This is a genomic window from Mariniradius sediminis (genome assembly GCF_021491425.1).
Lineage (GTDB): Bacteria > Bacteroidota > Bacteroidia > Cytophagales > Cyclobacteriaceae > Mariniradius > Mariniradius saccharolyticus.
Map to the genome: position 1 here is coordinate 36,284 of NZ_JAKEVZ010000007.1, position 20,211 is coordinate 56,494.

Here is a 20,211-nt window from a genome sequence, read left to right on the forward strand (position 1 = left end):
GAATCTCAAATATCCCGGGTCTAGAACCAATAAACTGATAACTCAATAACTTTGTAACCTTATATTTTATCAAGATGAGCAAGAGAAATATCACCGTCCACATGAAGGCGGAAAAAGAGTACTTCGCAGTCAATGCACAGGGTAACCGTGTAGAAATCGACATGTATCACGGAGAGGAGAAAAAGGCACAATCTCCCATGGATCTGTTGCTATCGGCACTCGGTGGCTGTTCGGCAGTAGATGCTGTTATCATGATGAAGAAAAAGAGAAAGAGCGTAGAAGATTTCTTCATAGAAGTAGAGGGTACCCGTGCGGATGGAACACCGGCCTATTATACCCACATCGTTATGAAGTTTGTGTTGGTCTCGCCGGACGCGACAGAAGAGGAATTTGCGAAAGTCGTCGCGTTGTCCGTGGACAAATATTGCTCCGTTGCCAGTTCGCTGAAATCTGAAATCAGCTACACGTCTGAGGTAAGAAGGCCAGCATGAGGGTCGTAAGGGAGTTTTCCAAGGAAGGGATTCGATTGAGTATATTTTCGTGGAACAATAAGTACCTCATCAAGTACGAGCTTGGCCCAATGGAGCAGACTTTTAAGATTCCGGAAATGGATGTATTGGATGAATCCGACTTGGAAGTGTTTTTTGAGGGGGATTTCTTTGACGCCGTGAAAGATAGATTTAAAGAAATGGGGGAATCCTTTCGAAAAAAACTTGAAAATTTTTAGCTTTAGGTCATGCCTGAAGTATTCGATAGAGTTTTGTCCAAGTATTTTTTTGTTTTTTGTTTCGCGTTTGTTTCGTGTTCGGGACAGGTCAAAGAGCCGTCTGATCAAGATTTTTTCGGTGTAAGCACCTTCATATCCCTATTGGAGTATGACCTCGCTGCATTGGAGGATGAAATTAGAAGTCTCGGTGAATTTACCGAAAGCCTTTTTTTGAGACAGGATGAATTGGTATCTACCGGCGACAGGACCCGATACAAGATAGAAGGCGTCGCCGCCAATTCGGAGCCAGGCGCCGATCCGGAAAAATCCAGCCTGTACATTACCCAGCTTGCTACCGATCTAAGGAAGGTGGAAGATATGATCCTCGTCACAAATCCCCTGGACAGTGTTTTCCGAAAAATCTTACAAAAGTACCCGGTGGTATCCCAGGTTTATTTCAATTCCTCAATTCAACTAAACCGCTTGTTTCCTCCTTACAACGTATATGAAATGCTTGAGCCTGATTTGGATTTGACTGCCTTCAATTTCTACTATGAAGCAGATGAAGCCCATAATCCGGAAAGAAAGCCCGTTTGGGTCGATGCAATGTATATTGACCCTGTGGGCAGGGGGTGGATGATTACGCTCACCCAGCCGGTGTACCACATGGACGAGCTGAAACTTGTATTGGGCATGGACCTGACGCTTAACGATATCATTGAGAATTACATCAACAAGACGAGCCATCAGATATTGATCATCGACCAAGAGGGCACAGTGGTAGCGGGCAAATCCAAAACCATCGAGGTCTTTTCTTTGCCGCCTTTGAAGAACCATACCTACACACAGACAATCACAAGCGACAGCTTCAGAAAGGAGGACTTCAACCTGTTCAAGAGTCGCAGCGGTGAAGTTCGGCGTATCGCCGACGAAATCATCAACCATCAGCAAAGTGAGGTTTGGATGACCGTTGGGCAAAGAAAAATCAAAGTTGTAAGTAAGAAAACGAGCAAGTTGGATTGGTTTGTACTCGAAATATTCTTGTAAATGTCTGGCAAGGAAAAAAGCATCATCCGATCCGAAAAGGGATTCTATCAGATCTTGCTGATCATGGGGATCATTGTGGTCCTTTTGATTTTATTCTTGGGTATAGCATTTTTTCAGGTACTGAGAAACAATCAGATTGGCTCCAATAAGGAAAACCTGGACCGTCAGGTAGAACTGGCCGCGAAACAGATCGAGGAAACATTCGGTAAATTCTACGATGACTTGTATTTCCTTGCGTCCAATTTGGAGCCTTGGACCTACGATCGGGGCGATCAGGAGATTTTGGCGTTCGAAAAAAGAGCAAGAAGGATATTCAACAACCACCGGGAGGTGATGGACACCCTCGTTGTTCGGTTTCCAAAGTCCACCGTCTCCTTTCATTTTGATAACCGCAACAACTTCATAAGGGAGATTCATGAATTTTTGGATACTGTCGACCAAGCGGGTCAAAACAGTGTAACTGTGTTTTACCCGGAAAAAGGAATCTCCGTCACAGCTAAATTCAACTTGGAACGCCTGGTCAACGATTCATTTTCGAACTTTTACATGGGTGCCTACGGACACAAGTTGGTGTATGCGGACAACATATTGTGGGGAATCGATGAGCAGCGATTTGTTAGGTATTTAAGGCTGGACGATAATTCGGCCCAGCAAATTGAAAACCAAGTCAGGGATGGGTTGCGGGGTTCGCTGGAAGGCGAGTTTTTCGACGATATTGAAGAAAAGGAGCTAGGTGCCTTGATACACCACTATCCTTTCAAACTTTACCCCTTGGATCGGGAGTTTAGCGCGATATTTTTGATCGACAAGCAGTCGGTTACAGCGGGCATTTTCTCGGCATATTTCTATTTGATAGCAGGGTTGTTGCTGATACTGGTGTTGGTGATCTGGATTATGAACGAGGCCATGAGAAATTCCCAGGAAGCCAATCAGACACTTTCCAGGAAGGCCGAAGAAATCAAGGAGCTATTCAGAAGGCAAAACCTCCTACTCCATGAGTCAAGGGGTTTTATTTATTTTCAGGACGCCGATGGCAAGATGACGAGCGTTGGGCCTGAGGTAGTTAACGTGTTGGGTTATTCCGAAGCGGAATTTGCGAAGAATTTCAGGTCAATCATTTCGCCAAAACATACCACGCTCGTCCAAAAAATCCTTGAGGACGCCAAGCTCGATAAGCGGGAAACTGTTGAGTTTGAGATGGATTTCAGAACCAAAAAAGGAAAATGGCTGAGGGTAAAGATATTTGAGCGATTGGAGTACGATGCGCAAGGTAATTTCAAGGGAAATGTGGGTGTTTGCACGGACATCAATGAGAAATACCTGCGCGAACAGGAACTTATCAAGAGCGAAAACAGGCTGCGTACCGTACTCAAAAGTCTGCCGGATTTGATATTTATCTATGACCACGAAGGAAGGTACCAAGATTACTACGTCAAAGACCCCAGTCTCCTTGTGACGCCTTTGGAAGGCTGTATCGGCAAAAAGGTCACCGATCTGTTGCCTCCCGAACTGGCAAAAAAAGTGCAATCGAGCATAGAGGCCACGGTGAAAACCAAAAAAATGCAAAACATCGAGTATGAGGTAGAAATTCCAATTGGCAAACGCATCTTCGACGCGAGATTTTTCCTCTTGGATGACGAAAAACTCATGTCGATTGCGAGGGACATTACGGGTAAAAAACTTTGGGAGAAAGGATTGGAGGAAGCAAAAAGGGCGGCCGAACAGGCAAGTACCGCCAAATCCGAGTTTCTGGCAAATATGAGCCACGAAATCAGGACGCCGATGAACGGACTTTTGGGGATCATTGGCTTGATGGAAATGACGGAATTGGATGAGATTCAAAAAGAGTATCTTCAGATCATCAAGGATTCCGGCGAGTCGCTTTTGGGGATCATCAAGGATATTTTGGATTACTCCAAAATCGAGTCAGGCGAAATGAATCTCAGCCCTACTGTCTTTCATTTCAAACAGGAAATTGAAAAATGCCTCCGGCTTTTCTCGGGTTTGGTTTTGGAGAAAAACATCGAAATGACCTATCAGTTCGAATCCATGATTCCGGAGTATGTCGAGCTGGATCGCGACAAATTAAATCAGATATTGAACAACCTCATTGGCAACGCCATCAAGTTTACCCCACCGGGCGGGACCATCCGAATCAACATTGCCGGAGAATCGATTTTGGATAGGAACATTATGCTTCACTTCGAGGTGAAGGATTCCGGCATTGGGATTCCTGCAGACAAAATCGAAAACCTCACCAAGCCTTTTTATCAGGTAGATAGCAGCAATACGCGCGAAACCCACGGCACAGGACTCGGTTTGGCAATTTCACAAAAACTGGTCGAGTTGATGGGCGGCGATCTTCAGATCCATTCCGAGGTAGGGGAGGGTTCAACTTTCACTTTCAGTATTTTTGCGAAAATCTGGAAGAAGGCCGAGTCTCTTATGGAAAATTCCGCTAATTCCGAGCGGGAATCCATTTTTGATCTCAAGAACATGGCTAAAAAGTATCCGATGGAGATACTCCTGGCCGAGGATAACAATACCAACCTCAAGTTCATGAATATGCTCATGGGGCAGCTGGGATACACGTTTGCGCTTGCGCGGAATGGTCAAGAGGCGGTCGAACAGGTGATTGAAAAGGACTTCGATCTCATCCTCATGGATATTCAGATGCCGGTGATGGACGGTTTGGTGGCCGCAAAAACCATCCGGCGGGACCTTGGAAAGGACGTTAGCATAATCGGTTTGTCGGCGCATGCATTTCAGGAGGATGTGGACAAGGCAAAAAATGCTGGTATGGATGCCTATTTGACCAAGCCGATTCAAATCCAGGAACTCGCGCAAGTGATCAGGCGATTTGCAGACAAAAAGAAAGAAATAAAAAAAGAGGCCAAATGACCTCTTCTTTTTTATAGCGGCATGTTGATGTCAAATGCCTCGAGATAATCCGCTACCCTTCGTACAAACATCCCGCCCAATGAACCATCCACAACTCGGTGGTCGTAGGAGTGCGACAGGAACATTTTGTGCCTAATTGCGATCACATCGCCAGATGGCAATTCCAACACAGCAGGCTTTTTCTGAATTGCCCCGACAGCTAGGATCGCAACCTGCGGCTGCATGATAATCGGTGTCCCTAGTACATTTCCAAAAGAGCCAACGTTGGATACGGTATAGGTCCCGCCAGTTAGCTCATCAGGGCTCAATTTGTTGGTTCTTGCCCGATTGGCCAGATCGTTGATCTTTTTGGAAAGGCCTGTGAGGTTGAGCTGGTCGGCATTTCGGATGACCGGTACAATCAGGTTACCTGTCGGTAGCGCCACCGCTACGCCAATGTTGATATCTTTTTTCTTGATGATTCTGTCCCCATCCACCGAGATGTTGATCATCGGGAAGTCTTTGATGGCCTTGGCGACGGCTTGGATAAAAAACGGCGTGAAGGTCAAAGGCTCTCCCTCTTTCTTTTGGTAGGCATCCTTCACCTTATTCCTCCAGAGCACAATGTTGGTCATATCAGCTTCGACGAATGAGGTCACATGTGGCGAAATACGCTTGGAGTCAACCATACGCTGTGCGATCATTTTGCGCATCCTGTCCATCTCGATGATTTCGTCCTGTGCGGAAATGCTCATCTCCACACGTGGGAATGCGCTAGGTTGGGATGCGACCGAAGAGGTAGCGATAGGCTGGCTGGAACCCCTCTGCGAGAGGTACTGGAGCATATCTTGTTTGGTAACCCGGCCGTCTTTTCCGGTACCAGCGATTGTGGCTAGTTCCTCGCGGCTGATTTTTTCCTCTTTGGCAATGCTCAGGACAAGTGGGGAATAAAATCTATCGTCCTGTGTCCCGCTTGTCGGTGTGGAAGCAGCTGTGATCAAAGTAGCTGTTTGTGCTGGAGCAGCCGCGAGCAGTTCATCCTTATGGCTTGTTTCTGACGTTGGTTTTCCGGCAGGCTCACTGACTTGGCCATTTGTAGCGGTTTCGATAATGGCAATGGGGGCACCTACTGCCACAACATCACCTTCTTTTGCGAGTATTTTTTTCAATATCCCAGCATGGGTAGCGGGGACTTCTGTATCTACTTTGTCTGTCGCTACTTCCAAAACTGACTCATCCTGCTCGATTACATCACCTTCTTTCTTGAGCCAGGTGAGGATGGTGCCTTCGATGATACTTTCACCCATCTTGGGCATCAGCATTTCTACACTTGCCATATTTTATTATTTAATTGGGTTTATTTCCGAGTTTTAAAATTATATTTTATTTCTTCGAATACAAAATCAAGTAATGAGATTTTTATTCTGTTTTGCCAAGGATACAAATTCTCAGCAAATTCAGGACCGAGACTCCAGTCAATTGGATATTGAGCATCCTGTCTTGGGTTAATTGGAGTTTCTTCGTCACCGTTTTGGTTTTGGTCGCGCAGGCAATCCAAACCGTCCCGACGGGTTTTTCTGCCCAGCCTCCGCCAGGACCCGCAATCCCACTACTTGCAAGGCCATAATCTGCATTAAACATTTCCCGAACGTGTTCGGCCATTTGAATGACGGTTGGCTCGCTGACCGCACCATGTTCTTCCAGCGTGCTCGCATCAACACCCAAAAGCCTGTTTTTGAAATGGTTGTGGTAGGGGATGATGCCACCTTGGAAATAGTCGCTGCTGCCTGCAATACTTGTTACCAAATGCGAAATATATCCTCCTGAACAGCTTTCGGCAAATGCCACTTTTTGGTTTTTCTCTCTCAACATCTTTCCGACTGCCTCCTCCAAAGTCATCATTCCAAATCCATAGACATATTTTTCGATGATCGGCATCACTTTTTCCACTTGGAGAGCCACGTCCTTCTCCAATTCTGAAGGATTGTCTCCAAAGGCCGTGAGCCTCAGCCTCACTTGTCCCAAGGATGGCAAATAGGCCAGTTTGATATGGGGCGGCAAGTTTCCTTCCCAATCTTTGATCAAGTCTGCCAGCCAACTCTCGCCGATGCCAACAGTTTTAACCACATAATGGTAAATGATCGGAAGTTGGAATCTTTCCTTGATCCTTGGAAGCACATGGTCATTCATGAGTTTTTTCATCTCATGGGGTACACCCGGCATGGACATCCATATCTTTCCATTTTCGGAAAACCACATTCCTGGAGCAGTTCCCAAAACATTTGGGATATAGGTGCACTTGGTGGGGAGGTGGGCTTGAAGTGCATTTAGCGGCGTGAGTTCCCTTCCCCTTTTTTCAAAAAACGTCCTGACCGCATCCAATGCATCCGGAACCAATTCTATTGCGCAATTGAAATATTCCGCCAAGAGCGGTTTGGTCAAGTCGTCGTTGGTCGGGCCAAGCCCCCCGGTCATGAGGATTATGTCGGCACGGTTTTCCGCTTCAGCAAAAGCCGTTAGGATGGCCTCTCGACTGTCGCCAACCGTTGTCCGCCTGACAACCCTGACCCCAATCAAGTCCAGCTCTTGGCTGATCCAATGGCTGTTGGTGTCCAAAACCTGGCCGTACAACAGCTCGTCGCCGATTGCAAGTATTTCCGCTTTGACTTCCTGGTATTGGTTCATGATTTTTTTCGCTTGTACATTACAAAATCGAAATCGTACTGGTTTGATTCGTCTTTTTGGAAACTTTCCTCGGACATTTTTTCCCAGCGGGTAGGGTCTATTTCTGGGAAAAATGAGTCACCATCAGGAAAGGCATGCACTTCTGTTACGATCAGCTCATCGGCTATGTCCATGGATTGTTGGTAAATCTCCGCGCCACCAATTACGAAAACTTGATCCTGCCCCGTTCCAATTGCTTTTTGGACGGCATCTTCCAATGATTTTGCCACAAAATGACCAGCTGGAAGCTCCAAATTCGGGTTTCTGGAGACTACTATTGAGGTTCGGTTGGGGAGAGGTTTACCTATGGAGTCATAGGTCTTGCGACCCATGATGATGCAATGTCCTGTCGTAAGTTTTTTGAACCTTTTCAGGTCAGCGGAAAGCTTCCAGACCAACTCATTGTCTTTGCCTATGACATTGTTGCTGGCTTTCGCTACGATGATGGAAATTTTCAAAGCGTTGCTCAGTTTTTCGGCTAAGATACCAAGTCTTTGGAAACGCAGGCCCAAGCATGCGACAAAAATAAACCCTTGGGCTTGGCCAAGGGTTGGGATATTTCCCAGTATTTGCAACTACTGCTTCATGGTAGCGATGCTTGGGTAATCCGCCATCAGAAACTTTTGGCCTTTGTCGGGTTGGATGTCGGTGACCTGCATGTCAAACTTGCTCTTGTCTTTTTTGCTGGTGACATGGGCCTCCATCATATTGCCAGAGGGTAGCTGACCGAGCATTGCGGGATTTGAGGTTTTCATTCTGGCTGTGAGAAATGGATTGTTTTGGGCCCAAAAGGGCGTCGTGGAGTTAACCGGTGATTGGGTGACCCAGTACAAGGTGGTACTTTCGTCGGTTTCGATAAGATATTCGTCGCACGGGTACCCAAGGATGGTTTTGGTGTTACCCGTCTTTTCAAACTTTACAGACTCATTTGCCTGCTGTCCAGTGGCGCTCTGTGTTTCGACAGGCGCCGAAAGCATTTCAGCATCATAACCATAGGCCATGCGCATTTGCTGACCTTCATTGACCATGAGGGTAATGGCCACATTGCGGTTGAAATCATAAATTAGCGTGAATTTTCCCTCTTCGGATTTCTTGCTTTCCTCGCTTTTGAACTCCATCGCGGTGATCTTCGGGTCAGAGGAGAGAAATGAAGTGAGTTGGAAAGGTTCGATATCCTTGCCTTTTTCGTCTATTCCCGTAAACTCGATAATCGAGAAACCGTCGAAACTGTAGGATTCAGCGACTTCGACGTCAGAATACACAGACTGCATGATTTGGTTGATGCGCTCATTGTTCGCCGAATCGGCCGGGTCAACTCCGTACACATCCTTGAAGACCTTGTCGAGCTGCCTCCGCGCTACTTTTTCCATTTCGCTTTCCACTTTCTTTTCTATCGCGCGGCTAATGCCCCTTTCTGCGGCATTCTTAAGTCTGTTGACGAATTGGGCCTGTACTGTAGCAATCGAAATCGGGAAAACCAATATTATAAACACAAAACGATACAAGTTCTTCATAACAATCTTGGGAATATTTCGCTCAAAGTTAGCTAAACGATAGTTTAGAAGAAACATAAAAATCCAGTTTTCCCTTGGAATATTTCTGTATTTGTGATCTAATGTCACAGGTAGCTAAAAAAAATCCTCTTTTTACAAAAGATCATTTCAGCTTATTGCCGCGAAGAAACTCCTCAACTTGCATCCGTTTTTTTCCCTCCAATTGAAGTTCCAAAATCTCCAAGCAACCGCTTCCGGTTTTGAAAACAAGTTTTGATTTTCCATCGGTGAAAAATTGGCCCGTTGAAAAGTTCTCCATATCCTTTTCCACAATTTGGGTCTTGAAGATTTTCAGGACTTTCCCCTCGATAATAGTCCATGCCGCTGGATAGGGCGATAGTCCCCTTACCAGGTTGTGGATATCAGCCGCCGGGCGATGCCAGTCTATTTCACAGGTTTCTTTGAAGATTTTTGGTGCATGGTGTTTTGCTTGGCTCTCATCTTGCGGAATTGCACGCACGTTGCCTGCTGCGATGGCCTCCACGGTCTTCAATACAAGGTTGGCCCCCTTTTCCATCAGCCTCGCGTAAAGACTGCCTACGTTGTCATCAAGATAGATGGGTTCTTTTTCCTGAAAAATGATCGAACCCGTATCGATCTCATGCTTGAGGAAAAAAGTCGTGATTCCGGTTTCAGTTTCACCATTGATGATGGCCCAATTGATTGGTGCTGCCCCTCGGTAATTCGGCAAAAGCGATGCGTGGAGGTTGAAAGTGCCCAAAGGTGGCATGGACCAAACTACCTCGGGGAGCATTCTAAAAGCAACGACTATCTGCAGGTCAGCGTGAAAAGAAGCCAATTCTGCAAGAAATTCAGGGGATTTGAGGTTAGTGGGCTGTAGGACGGGAATCCCAAATTCCATTGCCTTCTCTTTTACCGGACTTGGAATCGACTTTTGGCCTCTCCCCTGCGGTTTGTCTGGCGCAGTCACGACAGCCACAACGTTCCATGCATTTTCAACCAGTATCTGCAGCGAAGCAACCGCAAATTCGGGCGTCCCCATAAATACTATTCTGAGGTCCTTATTCATTTCTTTTGGATTTGGGCTCAAAAATACCCAAACATTTTTAGCGCAGGGATGGTTGTTACATGTTTATATCCGTTTTGGGAATTAAGTTCTTTGATGTTTGGTTTCTTCCGAAATCCGAATTTGATCAAAGCAGCCTAAAAACCGATTTTACTATAAACCTGTGCCATTCAATCGGTATTTATTCCTTTTGGATGTTCATAGGTTTCGATGACACAAAATATTTGACAATATCATTTTGCTTTTGCATAATTTTGCGGCATGAAAAATCAAAACGACTACAGCTTTAATAGCGGCATTAGGTTTATGACCTTTGCATTAGCTATGTTTTTTGCTGTGTTGGCTGTTTTTGATGAATACAAGGACCAGGGTAGTTTGGAGCGCTATGAGGAATTGGTATCTGAAAAGGAGTATGATTTCGCCATTTTCCCGTCCTCCCTTTCCAGACCGACTTCTTCCAAGCTGACCAAAATTGAGCGGATGGAAGTTGTAAAAATCGTTGATCGGATTTTTAGCATTCAACTGATTAATCCCCAGGTCGCGCTTTTGGCTCAGCCTCGGGAGATTTTGATCCCGCATTTTATCTCCCTATTTTCAAAATTCGATATTTTGACAAATGCCCCCTGAGGGGAGTTGAAGTTACTGTTTGGACGGTCAAGTCCCTTTTACATCTTGCCAAAAAACCCAAAATAGTCTTTCAATAGATTATTCTCATCTTATCATTACACGTCATGAAATTATCTGATTCTAGCATTTCCTTTGGGAAAGGCCTAGGGCTACTGAGATTTTCAGTAATCGTCCTAGTTTTGGTGATCACCATGCTGCCTTCCTGTAACAGCGGGAACAGCAAAGAACAACAAGTCACTGTTTTGGACAATATTCCCGTATTGGAATTGAAGCCGATGAGCATAGAAGTCCCGGTCACTTTCGTAGCGGATATCCAGGCTGTACAGTTTGTCGAAATCCGCGCCAAAGTCGAAGGGTATGTCGACCAGATTTACGTGGATGAAGGCCAATTTGTGAAAAAGGGACAAAACCTTTTCCAATTGTCCTCCATGGAGTTTTTGGAGATGGTCAATTCCGCCAACGCCAAACTAGCCCAAGCAAAAGCCGAGGCGCAGGCAGCCCAGGTCGAGGTGGACCGATTGAGAATACTGGTTGAGAAAGACATCATTGCACCGTCAGAACTTGAATTGGCGCGGTCCAAAAGATCTGTTGCACAATCCGGCATAGCCGAGGCTGAGGCGATGCTGAAAAACGCAAAGACTGGCTTGTCCTACACGACGATTAAGGCGCCATTTGACGGCATCGTGGATAGGATTCCACACAAAAAGGGATCCTTGGTGACACAAGGCGATTTGTTGACCAATATTACCGACATCTCTGAAGTGTTTGCATACTTCAAGGTGACTGAAAATGAATATCTCCGGTACATGAGGGCAAAAAAGGAAGGGGATGCAGAAAACATGGGTCAAAGCGTTTCCCTAATCCTTGCGGACGGAGAGACATACGCTTTTCCTGGAAAATTGGAGACGATGGAAGCGGATTTTGAGAGAGGTACCGGTTCGATCGCATTCCGTGTAAGGTTCCCCAACCCAGACCAATTGATCAAACATGGATCTACGGGTAGAATCCAAATGGTAAACCAGCTTGACGATGTGTTTTTGGTGCCCCAGAAATCAACATTTGAAATACAGGACTACAGCTATGTCTACATCCTCGATGAAAACAACACGGTCAAGGTAAGGAGCTTCAAGCCTGTAAGGAGATTTGGTCTTTTTTATGTTGCCGAAGGATTTGAGACAGGGGAGAAGATTATTTATGAAGGTATCCAACAGGTAAAGGACGGCGTGGTCATTACTCCTGCGACGGTATCCCAAAAGGACGCCTACGATACACTTTCTACGAACTTGTGATAAATATTTCCAATATAACTCTGAACCAACATGTTTGAGATATTTATCCGAAGGCCGATACTTTCGACAGTGATATCGGTTTTTATCACTTTGCTTGGGCTTTTGGCACTTTTCACCTTGCCTATTACCCAATTCCCTGAAATCGTACCCCCCTCCGTAACTGTGACCGCCAAATATACCGGTGCTAACGCGGAGGTATTGTCCAAGGCTGTCGCCACGCCGCTCGAGCGGGCAATCAATGGTGTGCCGGGCATGACCTACATGACCTCTGTCAATACAAATGATGGTATTACGCTCATCAACATCGTGTTCAAAGTAGGGACAGATCCGGATCTGGCTGCGGTAAACGTCCAAAACAGGGTAGCTACGGTACTCGACGAATTGCCTGAAGAGGTTATCAGGGCGGGCGTGCAGACTGAAAAGGAGGTAAACAGTATGCTCCTTTACCTTAACCTAATCACGACCGACACGCTGCAGGATGAAAAGTTTGTGTACAATTTTGCCGACATCAACATCCTCCCTGAGTTGAAAAGGATCGATGGAGTTGGTTTTGCGCAGATTATGGGCTTCAAGGATTATGCAATGCGTATCTGGTTGAAGCCTGACAGACTTGTCGCCTACAACCTTTCGCCCCAAGATGTGTCTAATGCGATACGTGCGCAAAACGTGGAAGCTGCTCCCGGAAAATCTGGTATCGCGTCCGACCGTGACCCGCAGGCGCTCCAATATGTATTGAAATACACGGGCAAGTTCAATCAGGTGGAGGATTATGAGAATATCACACTGAAGGCATTGCCTGATGGGTCCTTGTTGAAAGTGAAGGACGTGGCCGAAGTCCAATTCGATGCGCAGGAATACAGCATGGTGTCCATGACGGATGGTAGGCCTTCTGCCTCGATCATGATCAAGCAACGCCCTGGATCCAATGCCCGCGAAGTAATCCAAAACATAAAGGATAAAATGTCGGAATTGGAGGAAAGTTCTTTCCCTCCAGGTATGACTTTCAACGTTTCCTATGACGTATCCCGATTTTTGGATGCATCTATATACGAGGTGGTGAAGACCTTGATCGAGGCATTCCTTTTGGTGTTTATCGTTGTGTTCATTTTCCTTCAGGACTTCAGATCTACTTTGATTCCGGCCATTGCCGTGCCGGTCTCCCTTATCGGAACGTTTTTCTTCATGCAGCTTTTTGGTTTTTCGATCAATTTGCTGACGCTCTTTGCGCTCGTACTCGCGATAGGTATTGTCGTGGACAATGCGATTGTGGTCGTGGAGGCGGTGCATGTGAAAATGCATACGCTGCACATGAGCGCCATGGACGCGACCATCGAAGCGATGAAAGAAATCGGTGGAGCGATCGTCGCCATCACCTTGGTAATGTCCGCGGTATTTGTTCCTGTAAGCTTCCTATCAGGACCCGTTGGGATATTCTACCGGCAGTTTTCGCTTACCCTCGCTATTGCGATCGTCATTTCGGGTATCAATGCGTTAACGCTTTCGCCAGCTTTGTGTGCGCTGATGCTCAAGCCAGCCGATGTGGAGCACGATCCTTCGAAGGGTTTGTTGCAGAAGTTTTTTTATGGCTTCAACAAACGTTACGATGCATTTTCAGCAAAATATTCCTCAATTCTTGGAAAAATCGCTCCAAGGAAAGTCGTTACCTACGGCGCCTTGATATTGTTCTTTGTGTTGACTTACGGCACGATGTCCATTGTTCCAACTGGCTTTATCCCAAATGAAGACCAAGGAATGGTATATGTGTCTGTAACCACACCTCCTGGCGCCACTGTAGAGAGGACGAGTGATGTGATGGACCAAGTGCAGGGAAGTTTGTTGCCATTGGAGGAAGTGGAAACCATTTCGACTTTGGCAGGATATTCACTCTTGACCGAGACCGCCGGTGCCTCTTACGGAATGGGTATGATCAACTTGGTCGATTGGGGTGATCGTGATAAAAACGTGAACGAATTGATCTTGGATTATCAAGACAGAACTTCGCATATCAAGGGCGCCGATATCCAGTTCTTCTCGCCTCCGCCAGTTCCTGGGTTTGGTAACGCCTCTGGTTTTGAGCTAAGGCTACAAGACAAAACCGGCGGTACCCTGACCAACATGGCCGAGGTTACCCAGAAGTTTCTAGATGAACTCAATGCGAGGCCTGAACTTAATGGCGTGTCGACAAACTTCGAACCAAACTTTCCACAATATATCTTGCGCGTTGACCATGACAAGGCCGCCAAGTTGGGTGTCTCCGTCGATGAATCGATGGAGACATTACAGAGTTACATTGGTAGTTACTACTCTTCAAATTTCATCAGGTTCGGAATGATGTACAAGGTGATGATCCAGGCCTCGCCGGAATTCAGGACTTCGCCTGAGTCGCTACTGGGTATGTATGCCAAAAATAAGGATGGACAAATGGTACCCTATTCCAACTTCCTGACTTTGGAAAGAGTCTATGGTCCCGAGCAGTTGACTAGGTACAACATGTTTACTTCGGCTTTGATCACTGGCGACGCTGCTGAAGGTTTTTCCTCCGGCGATGCAATCAAGGCTGTAGAGGAAGTTGCCGCAGCGAATCTACCAAGAGGGTTTGAAATCAACTGGTCAGGTATCACCAGGGAACAGATCGAGTCCGGGAATCAGGCGATCTATATCTTTCTTCTTTGCTTGGTGTTTGTGTATTTGCTGCTGTCAGCTCAATACGAAAGCTACTTCCTGCCCTTGCCGGTGATTCTATCGCTTCCGGCGGGTATTTTTGGATCTTTTCTCTTCCTCAAACTCACGGGTTTGGAGAACAACATCTATGCCCAGGTATCCTTGGTAATGTTGATTGGTCTCTTGGGCAAAAACGCCATCCTGATCATTGAGATCGCGATCCAAAACCGTCAAAAAGGCCTATCTATTCTCCAAAGCGCCATCAACGGCGGGGTGGAAAGGCTTCGCCCGATTTTGATGACCTCGTTTGCCTTTATCAGCGGTTTGATTCCATTGACCATTGCGTCCGGCGCGGGTGCGATCGGTAACAGGACCATCGGTACTGCTGCGGCCGGAGGGATGTTGATTGGTACCTTGGTCGGTGTGTTTTTGATCCCTGGGCTTTATGTCGTTTTTGAGACGATAGCAACCAACATGAAAAAGAAGGAAAAGGTGGAGGCAAAGACTGAAACCCAAATAGAAAATGCTGTCGAAGTATCATGAAAAATAGAAAATTTCACTCGTTGATAGGGCTTTTCTTGGTCTTCTTCCTGATTCAGGCATGTAAAACTACCAAAGTCAGCCAACCTCAAGATTCGGATATTCTGCCTATCACATTCGATGACGATAGGTTGGATACTACTTCCAACCATGCTTTGTTGAACTGGGAACAGTTTTTCGAGGATGAAAAACTCAGAGATCTGATCACCATTGCCTTAGCCAACAACCAAGACAATTTGAAGACCCTCGAAAAGATCCGCATTGCCCAGGCCAACCTTCGCGTGGCAAAGGTAGGCTGGTTGCCGGAGTTCAACGCCGTCGCAGGTGCATCGAGGAGAAAATTCGGTGAATACACCATGGATGGCGTTGGGAATTTTGATACCAATTTGTCTGGTAACGTCCCAGAGGATAAGCGAATCCCCGATCCATACCGGGATTTTATTGTTGGCGCCAACTTTAACTGGGAGATAGATGTCTGGGGCAAATACCGAAACCTAAACAAAGCCGCTGCTTCGCGATACTTAGCTTCACAGGAAATGGCCAATTATGTGAAGACTTGGTTGATTTCCCAAGTTGCTGTTCAATATTATTCCATTTTGGGATTGGAAGAAGAAATCAGGATTCTGGATGAAAACATCAGGCTTCAAGAATTGGCTGTGGGTCTTTCCAAGGATCTGAAGGTATCCGGGAAGAGTAACCAACTTGCGGTTGACCAGTTTGAAGCCCTGTTGCTGAATTTCAAGGCTTTGGTCAACGAAAAACAGAGGATGCTTCGGAGTGCGGAACTTCAGATGGCTGCTCTTTTGGGTAATTACCAAACGGATTATGAGCGTTCTTCCCTCGAAGAAGCTTTTGTGGAACCGGAGATTTTGAGGACCGGTTTACCCACCGATCTCCTCCAACTTCGTCCCGACGTAAGAATGGCCGAGCGGGAATTGATGGCAGCAAATGCCGACATATTTGCGGCACGGGCAGCTTTTTTCCCTTCCTTCAATCTGTTTGGGATGGCAGGGTTCAATGCCTTTGATTTCAGCAAGTTGTTTTTCAATCCTGCTTCGGCAGTCTACCAATTCGGCGCGGGACTTGCCGCTCCATTGTTCAATAGAAACAGGATCAAAATGCAATTCGAGGCTGCCAACGCAAGTCAGCGGATAGCCTGGTACGACTATGAACAAACCGTACTGCGCAGCTATATCGAAGTCCTTGATTTGGTCAATCAATTCCAAACGCTGGATGAACAGGTCGAGAATAAGTCAAATGAGGTCTTGGTGCAAAAGAGGTCAGTCGAAAACTCAAACACTATGTTTACAGTCGGATATGCCAACTACCTCGATGTCCTCAACGCCCAAAGCCGTGCCCTACAGGCTGAAATCGAGCTAATCGAGCTCAAAACCCAACAACTCCAGGCAAGGGTTAATCTGTACAAGGCATTGGGTGGTGGATGGACCGTCAGCAACTAGTAGTTCCCTTAGGCTGAGACTTGTGGATCAGGATACATGTTTGCAATGATTGTTAAATTCCGTTAAAAATATTTCACAAAATTTGCCGTTTGAATGATTATTTATCCATACTTTTGCAAAGTAATTGACAAACAAATAATTATCATTATGAAAAAAGCTATCGTAGCGATGATGTTTGCCGCTTCTGCCTTTATGGTGTCTTGTGGCAACAAAACTACTGAAGAAGTAGAAACTGAAGCAGCTCCTGTTGAGGAGGTTGCTCCTGTCGTTGAAGAAGCACCTGCAGCTGTTGACACTGCTGCCGCGGCTGCTGACACCACAGCGACAAACTAAGAATTTGAAACTCTTGAAAAGGCCTGGTGACAGGCCTTTTTTTTTGCCTGATTCTGAATGGTCTTTATGGTTCGGTTCGAATCGAATGAAATAAAAAAGTCTCCGTTACTACGGAGACCTTTGTGGGGGATATTACCCTTATAGAACTTAAACACAGATCGGAATTTCCCTAACCGATTGAATCAAACTTATGCAAAATAAAGGCTCGAAAAAATAACCAATATTGGGTATTTTTTCGAGCCAAAAAATGGAATAAGATTGTTTTTTCTATTAATTATACAATTTTAGATTTTTTCATTTTTAGGTAGAAATTGAATTAAGATCCTTTTTTGATCAAAAGACACGGCCATCCAAATGCTCCTCCAATTTGAGTTTCTCGATTCCGGACACAATCCAGTCTGCGGGCTTTTCACCCTTGAGATGGTAGTCAAAAAACTCCATCATCCTAATACTGTAGTCTTTTCGGTTTTCGAGTTTGGACAAACCGTGGTTTTCACCCTTGTATTGAACCATGATGACTGGTTTCTTTAGGCGGCGGAGCGCATTGTAGTATTCGATTCCTTGGGTAAAATCCACTGCCCCGTCCTTGTCGTTGTGCAGCATCAGGAGAGGGGTTTGGACATTTTTCACAAAGTACACAGGTGAATTTCGCTGGTAGGAATCCCAGTTTTCCCAAGGTCCTCCCCTGAATCGTCCTTGGGAAGCTTCGAATATGGACATGTTGCCACTTCCTGAGTTCCAGTAGATCAGATCATACATCGAAATCATGTTGGTCAGGGGCGCACCAGCCGCTGCGGCTTTGAATTGTGTCGTTTGCGTAATCAGGAACGAAGTCTGGTATCCACCCCAAGAATGTCCATGAAGCCCCATTTTGTTCTCATCTATCACGCCTGTTTTCAGGGCTTCCTTGACAGCAGGAAGGACGCACCAAACAGCCGACATTCCGGGGTCGTCCAGTTGGTATACGATGTCAGGAATGAGGACCGCATAGCCATTGCTTGTGTAGACGCCTGGGTTCCAGCCTGTCCCACTGAATCCTGGATTGGAGTAATTGTGAAGGGTCTGTGAGAGTTTTTCATAATAGTATATCACTGTCGGATATTTTTTACCTTCAACATATCCCGCTGGTAGAAAAAGGGCAGCTTGGAGCGTATCTCCCTTTTCCGAGATGTAATCGACCAAGCGAGTCCCTGATGACCAGCTATATTTCCCAAAATCAGGAGCATTTTCGGTGACCTTCTTTGGGTTGGCTAGTGATGAATTGGTTAGGTAGAAATTGGTCGGTTCGTTGAATTTCTCCCTTGTGAAATAGAAGACATTCGCATTTTTTGCCTTGCCCAGCGAGCCGATATTGGTGTCTTCCCATAGGAGGACCTTTGGCCCCGCTACCAAGCCTAATTTACCGGGCTCAATTCTTGCCAAGCCACTTTTCTTGTTAAACTCACCGTACATTCTTACATAAAGTCCTTTTTTAAGGTCGATTCCCTTGTCTTCAGGATCCAAATTGTAGCGGAATTGATACCGGATTTTTTCTTTTCTTCCGTTTTGGGTCAGGTTAGTTGCTTTCTCCTTTGGACCCATGGGTATCTGCCAGATATCCCATTCGTCACGGAGAAGGATATACTTGTCATCACTGCTCCAGCCCAGCGGATTGACCATGGGTTTGGTCACATTATGGTCATCCTCGGTTTCGATGAAAGTCGTTGGTATCGCTTCCGTGATATTCTTGGAAGTGCCGGATGCGATATCATACACATAAAAATGCCCATCCAGCCCATATAGGAATCTGGTGCCGTCGTTCGACGGGCGGGGATAAGAGGCAAACGAAGGGAGGTAAAACTTCTTGAAAAGCAGTTTCCTTTCACCCGTTTGGAGGTTTACGGCATAGATGTCGCGATAATTTTGTCCATCTAAGTTGATATCCAGTTCATACTCCTGCATATCCAGACCGAGAGCCCATTTTTCCTTTGGCATGATGTTCAGTTCCCGCACGCTGCTGTCCTGCAATTGGATTGGCTTGGAAGTGCGCACGTCGTACATCCACCACATGCTGTAGTTTTTGTCTTGGTTTTCCATGACCTGCTGCCTAGATTGCAACCTGCTGTCTTGCCAATGCCAAATCGCCATATCGGGTTTTGGTAGGTCATTTTTGCGCTCCGGTGCAGGCGATTTGGTGGTGTCCAGTTTGGCGATAGCTTTTTGTAGGTCGGTGATGGATTTGATCGTGGTGTCTGCTTTGATTTTTTCAAGCTTGATTCTGTCTATCGAATCTTTGTTGACTGGCGCTTGTACTGGTTTTGGGGGTTCTTTCTTCTCTTTTTCCAAGATATGTACACCAAAAAACAAGCGTGTCAAATCCTCCGACCACATCGGTCTGCGGTTGGGGCTGATGGTCAGGTTTTTGGGGAAATTAACTGAATCCATTTTCGGATCAAAAATGCTCAACTCTGGATTTCCCAGATTTTTGATACCAAGTACTTTCCCGTGATCTTGTTTGTAGGTCTTGTCCTTTACCATTTTCAACAAAGCCAAAGCCTCTCCTTTTTCAGTCCAATTCAAGGAACGATAGGTGGCCGTATCGGAATCGACCAGTTTGGTGGTTCCGCTTGGCACGTGGAAGAGGTAAATCCCGTTGCCCGATTTATTGGCTGCGTCGATCGTATAGGCGAGGTATTCCCCGCCCTTGTTGAAGGCAAATTCCTGTACGTTTCCGATGTTTTGTCTTTTTCCAGTCGCAAGGTTCACCAAGAGCAGGTCGGAACCCTTGGCGTCGCCGTTGTTTCCCTCTTTGCTAAGTTGCATAGCGAGGTGGGTGGCAGACTTGCCATTGAAAGAATATCCCGTTACCTTTTCAAAAACGGTCTTTTTGTCCGCTCCGAGGTCGATCAAGACGAGTTTTTCGGTCAGTCCTTTTCCGCCGGTCTTGGCAGCGGCCTTTTTTTCTTTGTCTTTTGGATACTCCTTAAAGGCGATCCATTTGCTGTTTTCCGAAAATGCGAATGAGGGAAAGTTGGTCGATCCGATTGGATAGGTTTTTTTGCTTTCCGGCTCCGCGGCTTTTTGCACGATCAAATCCCCATCGCCCTCGACAGGAAGCATCCCATAAGCCATCCACATACCGTCAGCAGACATTTGGACAGAAAACGTGGAAATGGATTTCCAGCTTGGGATTTCTTTCCAGGAAATGGGCTTTAATGCGGGTTTATCTTGGCCAAAAGCAAATCCGATGGCCAAAAGCCACAGGAATGCAGCCAATTTAAATTTATTGGTCATAATTGATTTTGTGGAATTATTGATTAAAATTGAACACGTAAATTTTACTTTGGAACTTATTCATCTCACAAGATATACGTTGCCTCCTACA

The 20,211-nt window shown here is 46.0% G+C and carries 15 protein-coding genes; 9 read left to right on the top strand and 6 right to left on the bottom strand.

The genetic code is table 11. The features are described from left to right. The first annotated feature begins 74 nt into the window (after positions 1 to 74). The 4 genes from L0U89_RS10160 to L0U89_RS10175 are packed head-to-tail and all read left to right on the top strand — an operon-like array spanning position 75 to position 4,654. Entirely contained in the window at positions 75 to 491 is a 417-nt protein-coding gene (locus L0U89_RS10160) for an OsmC family protein (protein ID WP_234861423.1), read from the top strand. Then, a complete protein-coding gene (locus L0U89_RS10165) occupies positions 488 to 727 on the top strand; it encodes a hypothetical protein (protein ID WP_234861424.1) in 240 nt (79 codons plus the stop codon). Before L0U89_RS10160 ends, L0U89_RS10165 begins: the two co-directional genes overlap by 4 nt. Positions 728 to 736: 9 nt before the next feature. Further along, positions 737 to 1,753 (top strand): PDC sensor domain-containing protein, encoded by a 1,017-nt coding sequence (locus L0U89_RS10170; RefSeq protein WP_234861425.1) that lies wholly within the window; start codon positions 737 to 739, stop codon positions 1,751 to 1,753. Further along, the gene (locus tag L0U89_RS10175; RefSeq protein WP_234861426.1) at positions 1,754 to 4,654 is read left to right on the top strand and encodes an ATP-binding protein; all 2,901 of its coding nucleotides are present in this window, start codon (positions 1,754 to 1,756) and stop codon (positions 4,652 to 4,654) included. A gap of 11 nt (positions 4,655 to 4,665) precedes the next feature. Here the strand turns inward: L0U89_RS10175 and L0U89_RS10180 are convergent, their stop codons facing one another. The 5 genes from L0U89_RS10180 to fmt all read right to left on the bottom strand — a co-directional run bounded on the left by L0U89_RS10180 (position 4,666) and on the right by fmt (position 9,940). Then, complete coding sequence (locus L0U89_RS10180) at positions 4,666 to 5,970, bottom strand: dihydrolipoamide acetyltransferase family protein (RefSeq protein WP_234861427.1); 1,305 nt, start codon at positions 5,968 to 5,970, stop codon at positions 4,666 to 4,668. A gap of 82 nt (positions 5,971 to 6,052) precedes the next feature. Continuing rightward, positions 6,053 to 7,318 carry a competence/damage-inducible protein A gene (locus tag L0U89_RS10185; RefSeq protein WP_234861428.1) on the bottom strand — a complete coding sequence of 422 codons (1,266 nt, stop codon included), beginning with the start codon at positions 7,316 to 7,318 and terminating at the stop codon, positions 6,053 to 6,055. Further along, entirely contained in the window at positions 7,315 to 7,815 is a 501-nt protein-coding gene (locus tag L0U89_RS10190) for a dihydrofolate reductase (protein ID WP_234861429.1), read from the bottom strand. The genes L0U89_RS10185 and L0U89_RS10190 overlap by 4 nt, the downstream gene beginning before the upstream one ends. Before the next feature lie 117 nt (positions 7,816 to 7,932). Next, entirely contained in the window at positions 7,933 to 8,871 is a 939-nt protein-coding gene (locus L0U89_RS10195) for a DUF4412 domain-containing protein (RefSeq protein WP_234861430.1), read from the bottom strand. Between the two features lie 142 nt (positions 8,872 to 9,013). Next, positions 9,014 to 9,940 carry a methionyl-tRNA formyltransferase gene (gene fmt / locus L0U89_RS10200; RefSeq protein ID WP_234861431.1) on the bottom strand — a complete coding sequence of 309 codons (927 nt, stop codon included), beginning with the start codon at positions 9,938 to 9,940 and terminating at the stop codon, positions 9,014 to 9,016. A 258-nt stretch (positions 9,941 to 10,198) separates the two neighbouring features. Here fmt and L0U89_RS10205 point away from each other — a divergent pair, with 258 nt between their 5' ends. The 5 genes from L0U89_RS10205 to L0U89_RS10225 all read left to right on the top strand — a co-directional run bounded on the left by L0U89_RS10205 (position 10,199) and on the right by L0U89_RS10225 (position 16,847). Then, a complete protein-coding gene (locus L0U89_RS10205) occupies positions 10,199 to 10,564 on the top strand; it encodes a hypothetical protein (RefSeq protein ID WP_234861432.1) in 366 nt (121 codons plus the stop codon). 104 nt (positions 10,565 to 10,668) lie between these two features. Next, the gene (locus tag L0U89_RS10210) at positions 10,669 to 11,853 is read left to right on the top strand and encodes an efflux RND transporter periplasmic adaptor subunit (RefSeq protein WP_369413246.1); all 1,185 of its coding nucleotides are present in this window, start codon (positions 10,669 to 10,671) and stop codon (positions 11,851 to 11,853) included. A gap of 30 nt (positions 11,854 to 11,883) precedes the next feature. After that, on the top strand, positions 11,884 to 15,057 hold the full coding sequence (locus L0U89_RS10215) for an efflux RND transporter permease subunit (protein WP_234861433.1): 3,174 nt from the start codon (positions 11,884 to 11,886) through the stop codon (positions 15,055 to 15,057). Next, positions 15,054 to 16,514: a TolC family protein gene (locus L0U89_RS10220; RefSeq protein WP_234861434.1), complete on the top strand. Its 1,461-nt coding sequence runs from the start codon at positions 15,054 to 15,056 to the stop codon at positions 16,512 to 16,514. Before L0U89_RS10215 ends, L0U89_RS10220 begins: the two co-directional genes overlap by 4 nt. A 93-nt stretch (positions 16,515 to 16,607) precedes the next feature. Continuing rightward, positions 16,608 to 16,847: a hypothetical protein gene (locus L0U89_RS10225; RefSeq protein ID WP_211208853.1), complete on the top strand. Its 240-nt coding sequence runs from the start codon at positions 16,608 to 16,610 to the stop codon at positions 16,845 to 16,847. A 333-nt stretch (positions 16,848 to 17,180) separates the two neighbouring features. On the opposite strand, the gene L0U89_RS10230 is transcribed toward L0U89_RS10225, so the two are convergent. Further along, positions 17,181 to 20,120 (bottom strand): S9 family peptidase, encoded by a 2,940-nt coding sequence (locus L0U89_RS10230; protein ID WP_234861435.1) that lies wholly within the window; start codon positions 20,118 to 20,120, stop codon positions 17,181 to 17,183. Positions 20,121 to 20,211 lie beyond the last annotated feature (91 nt).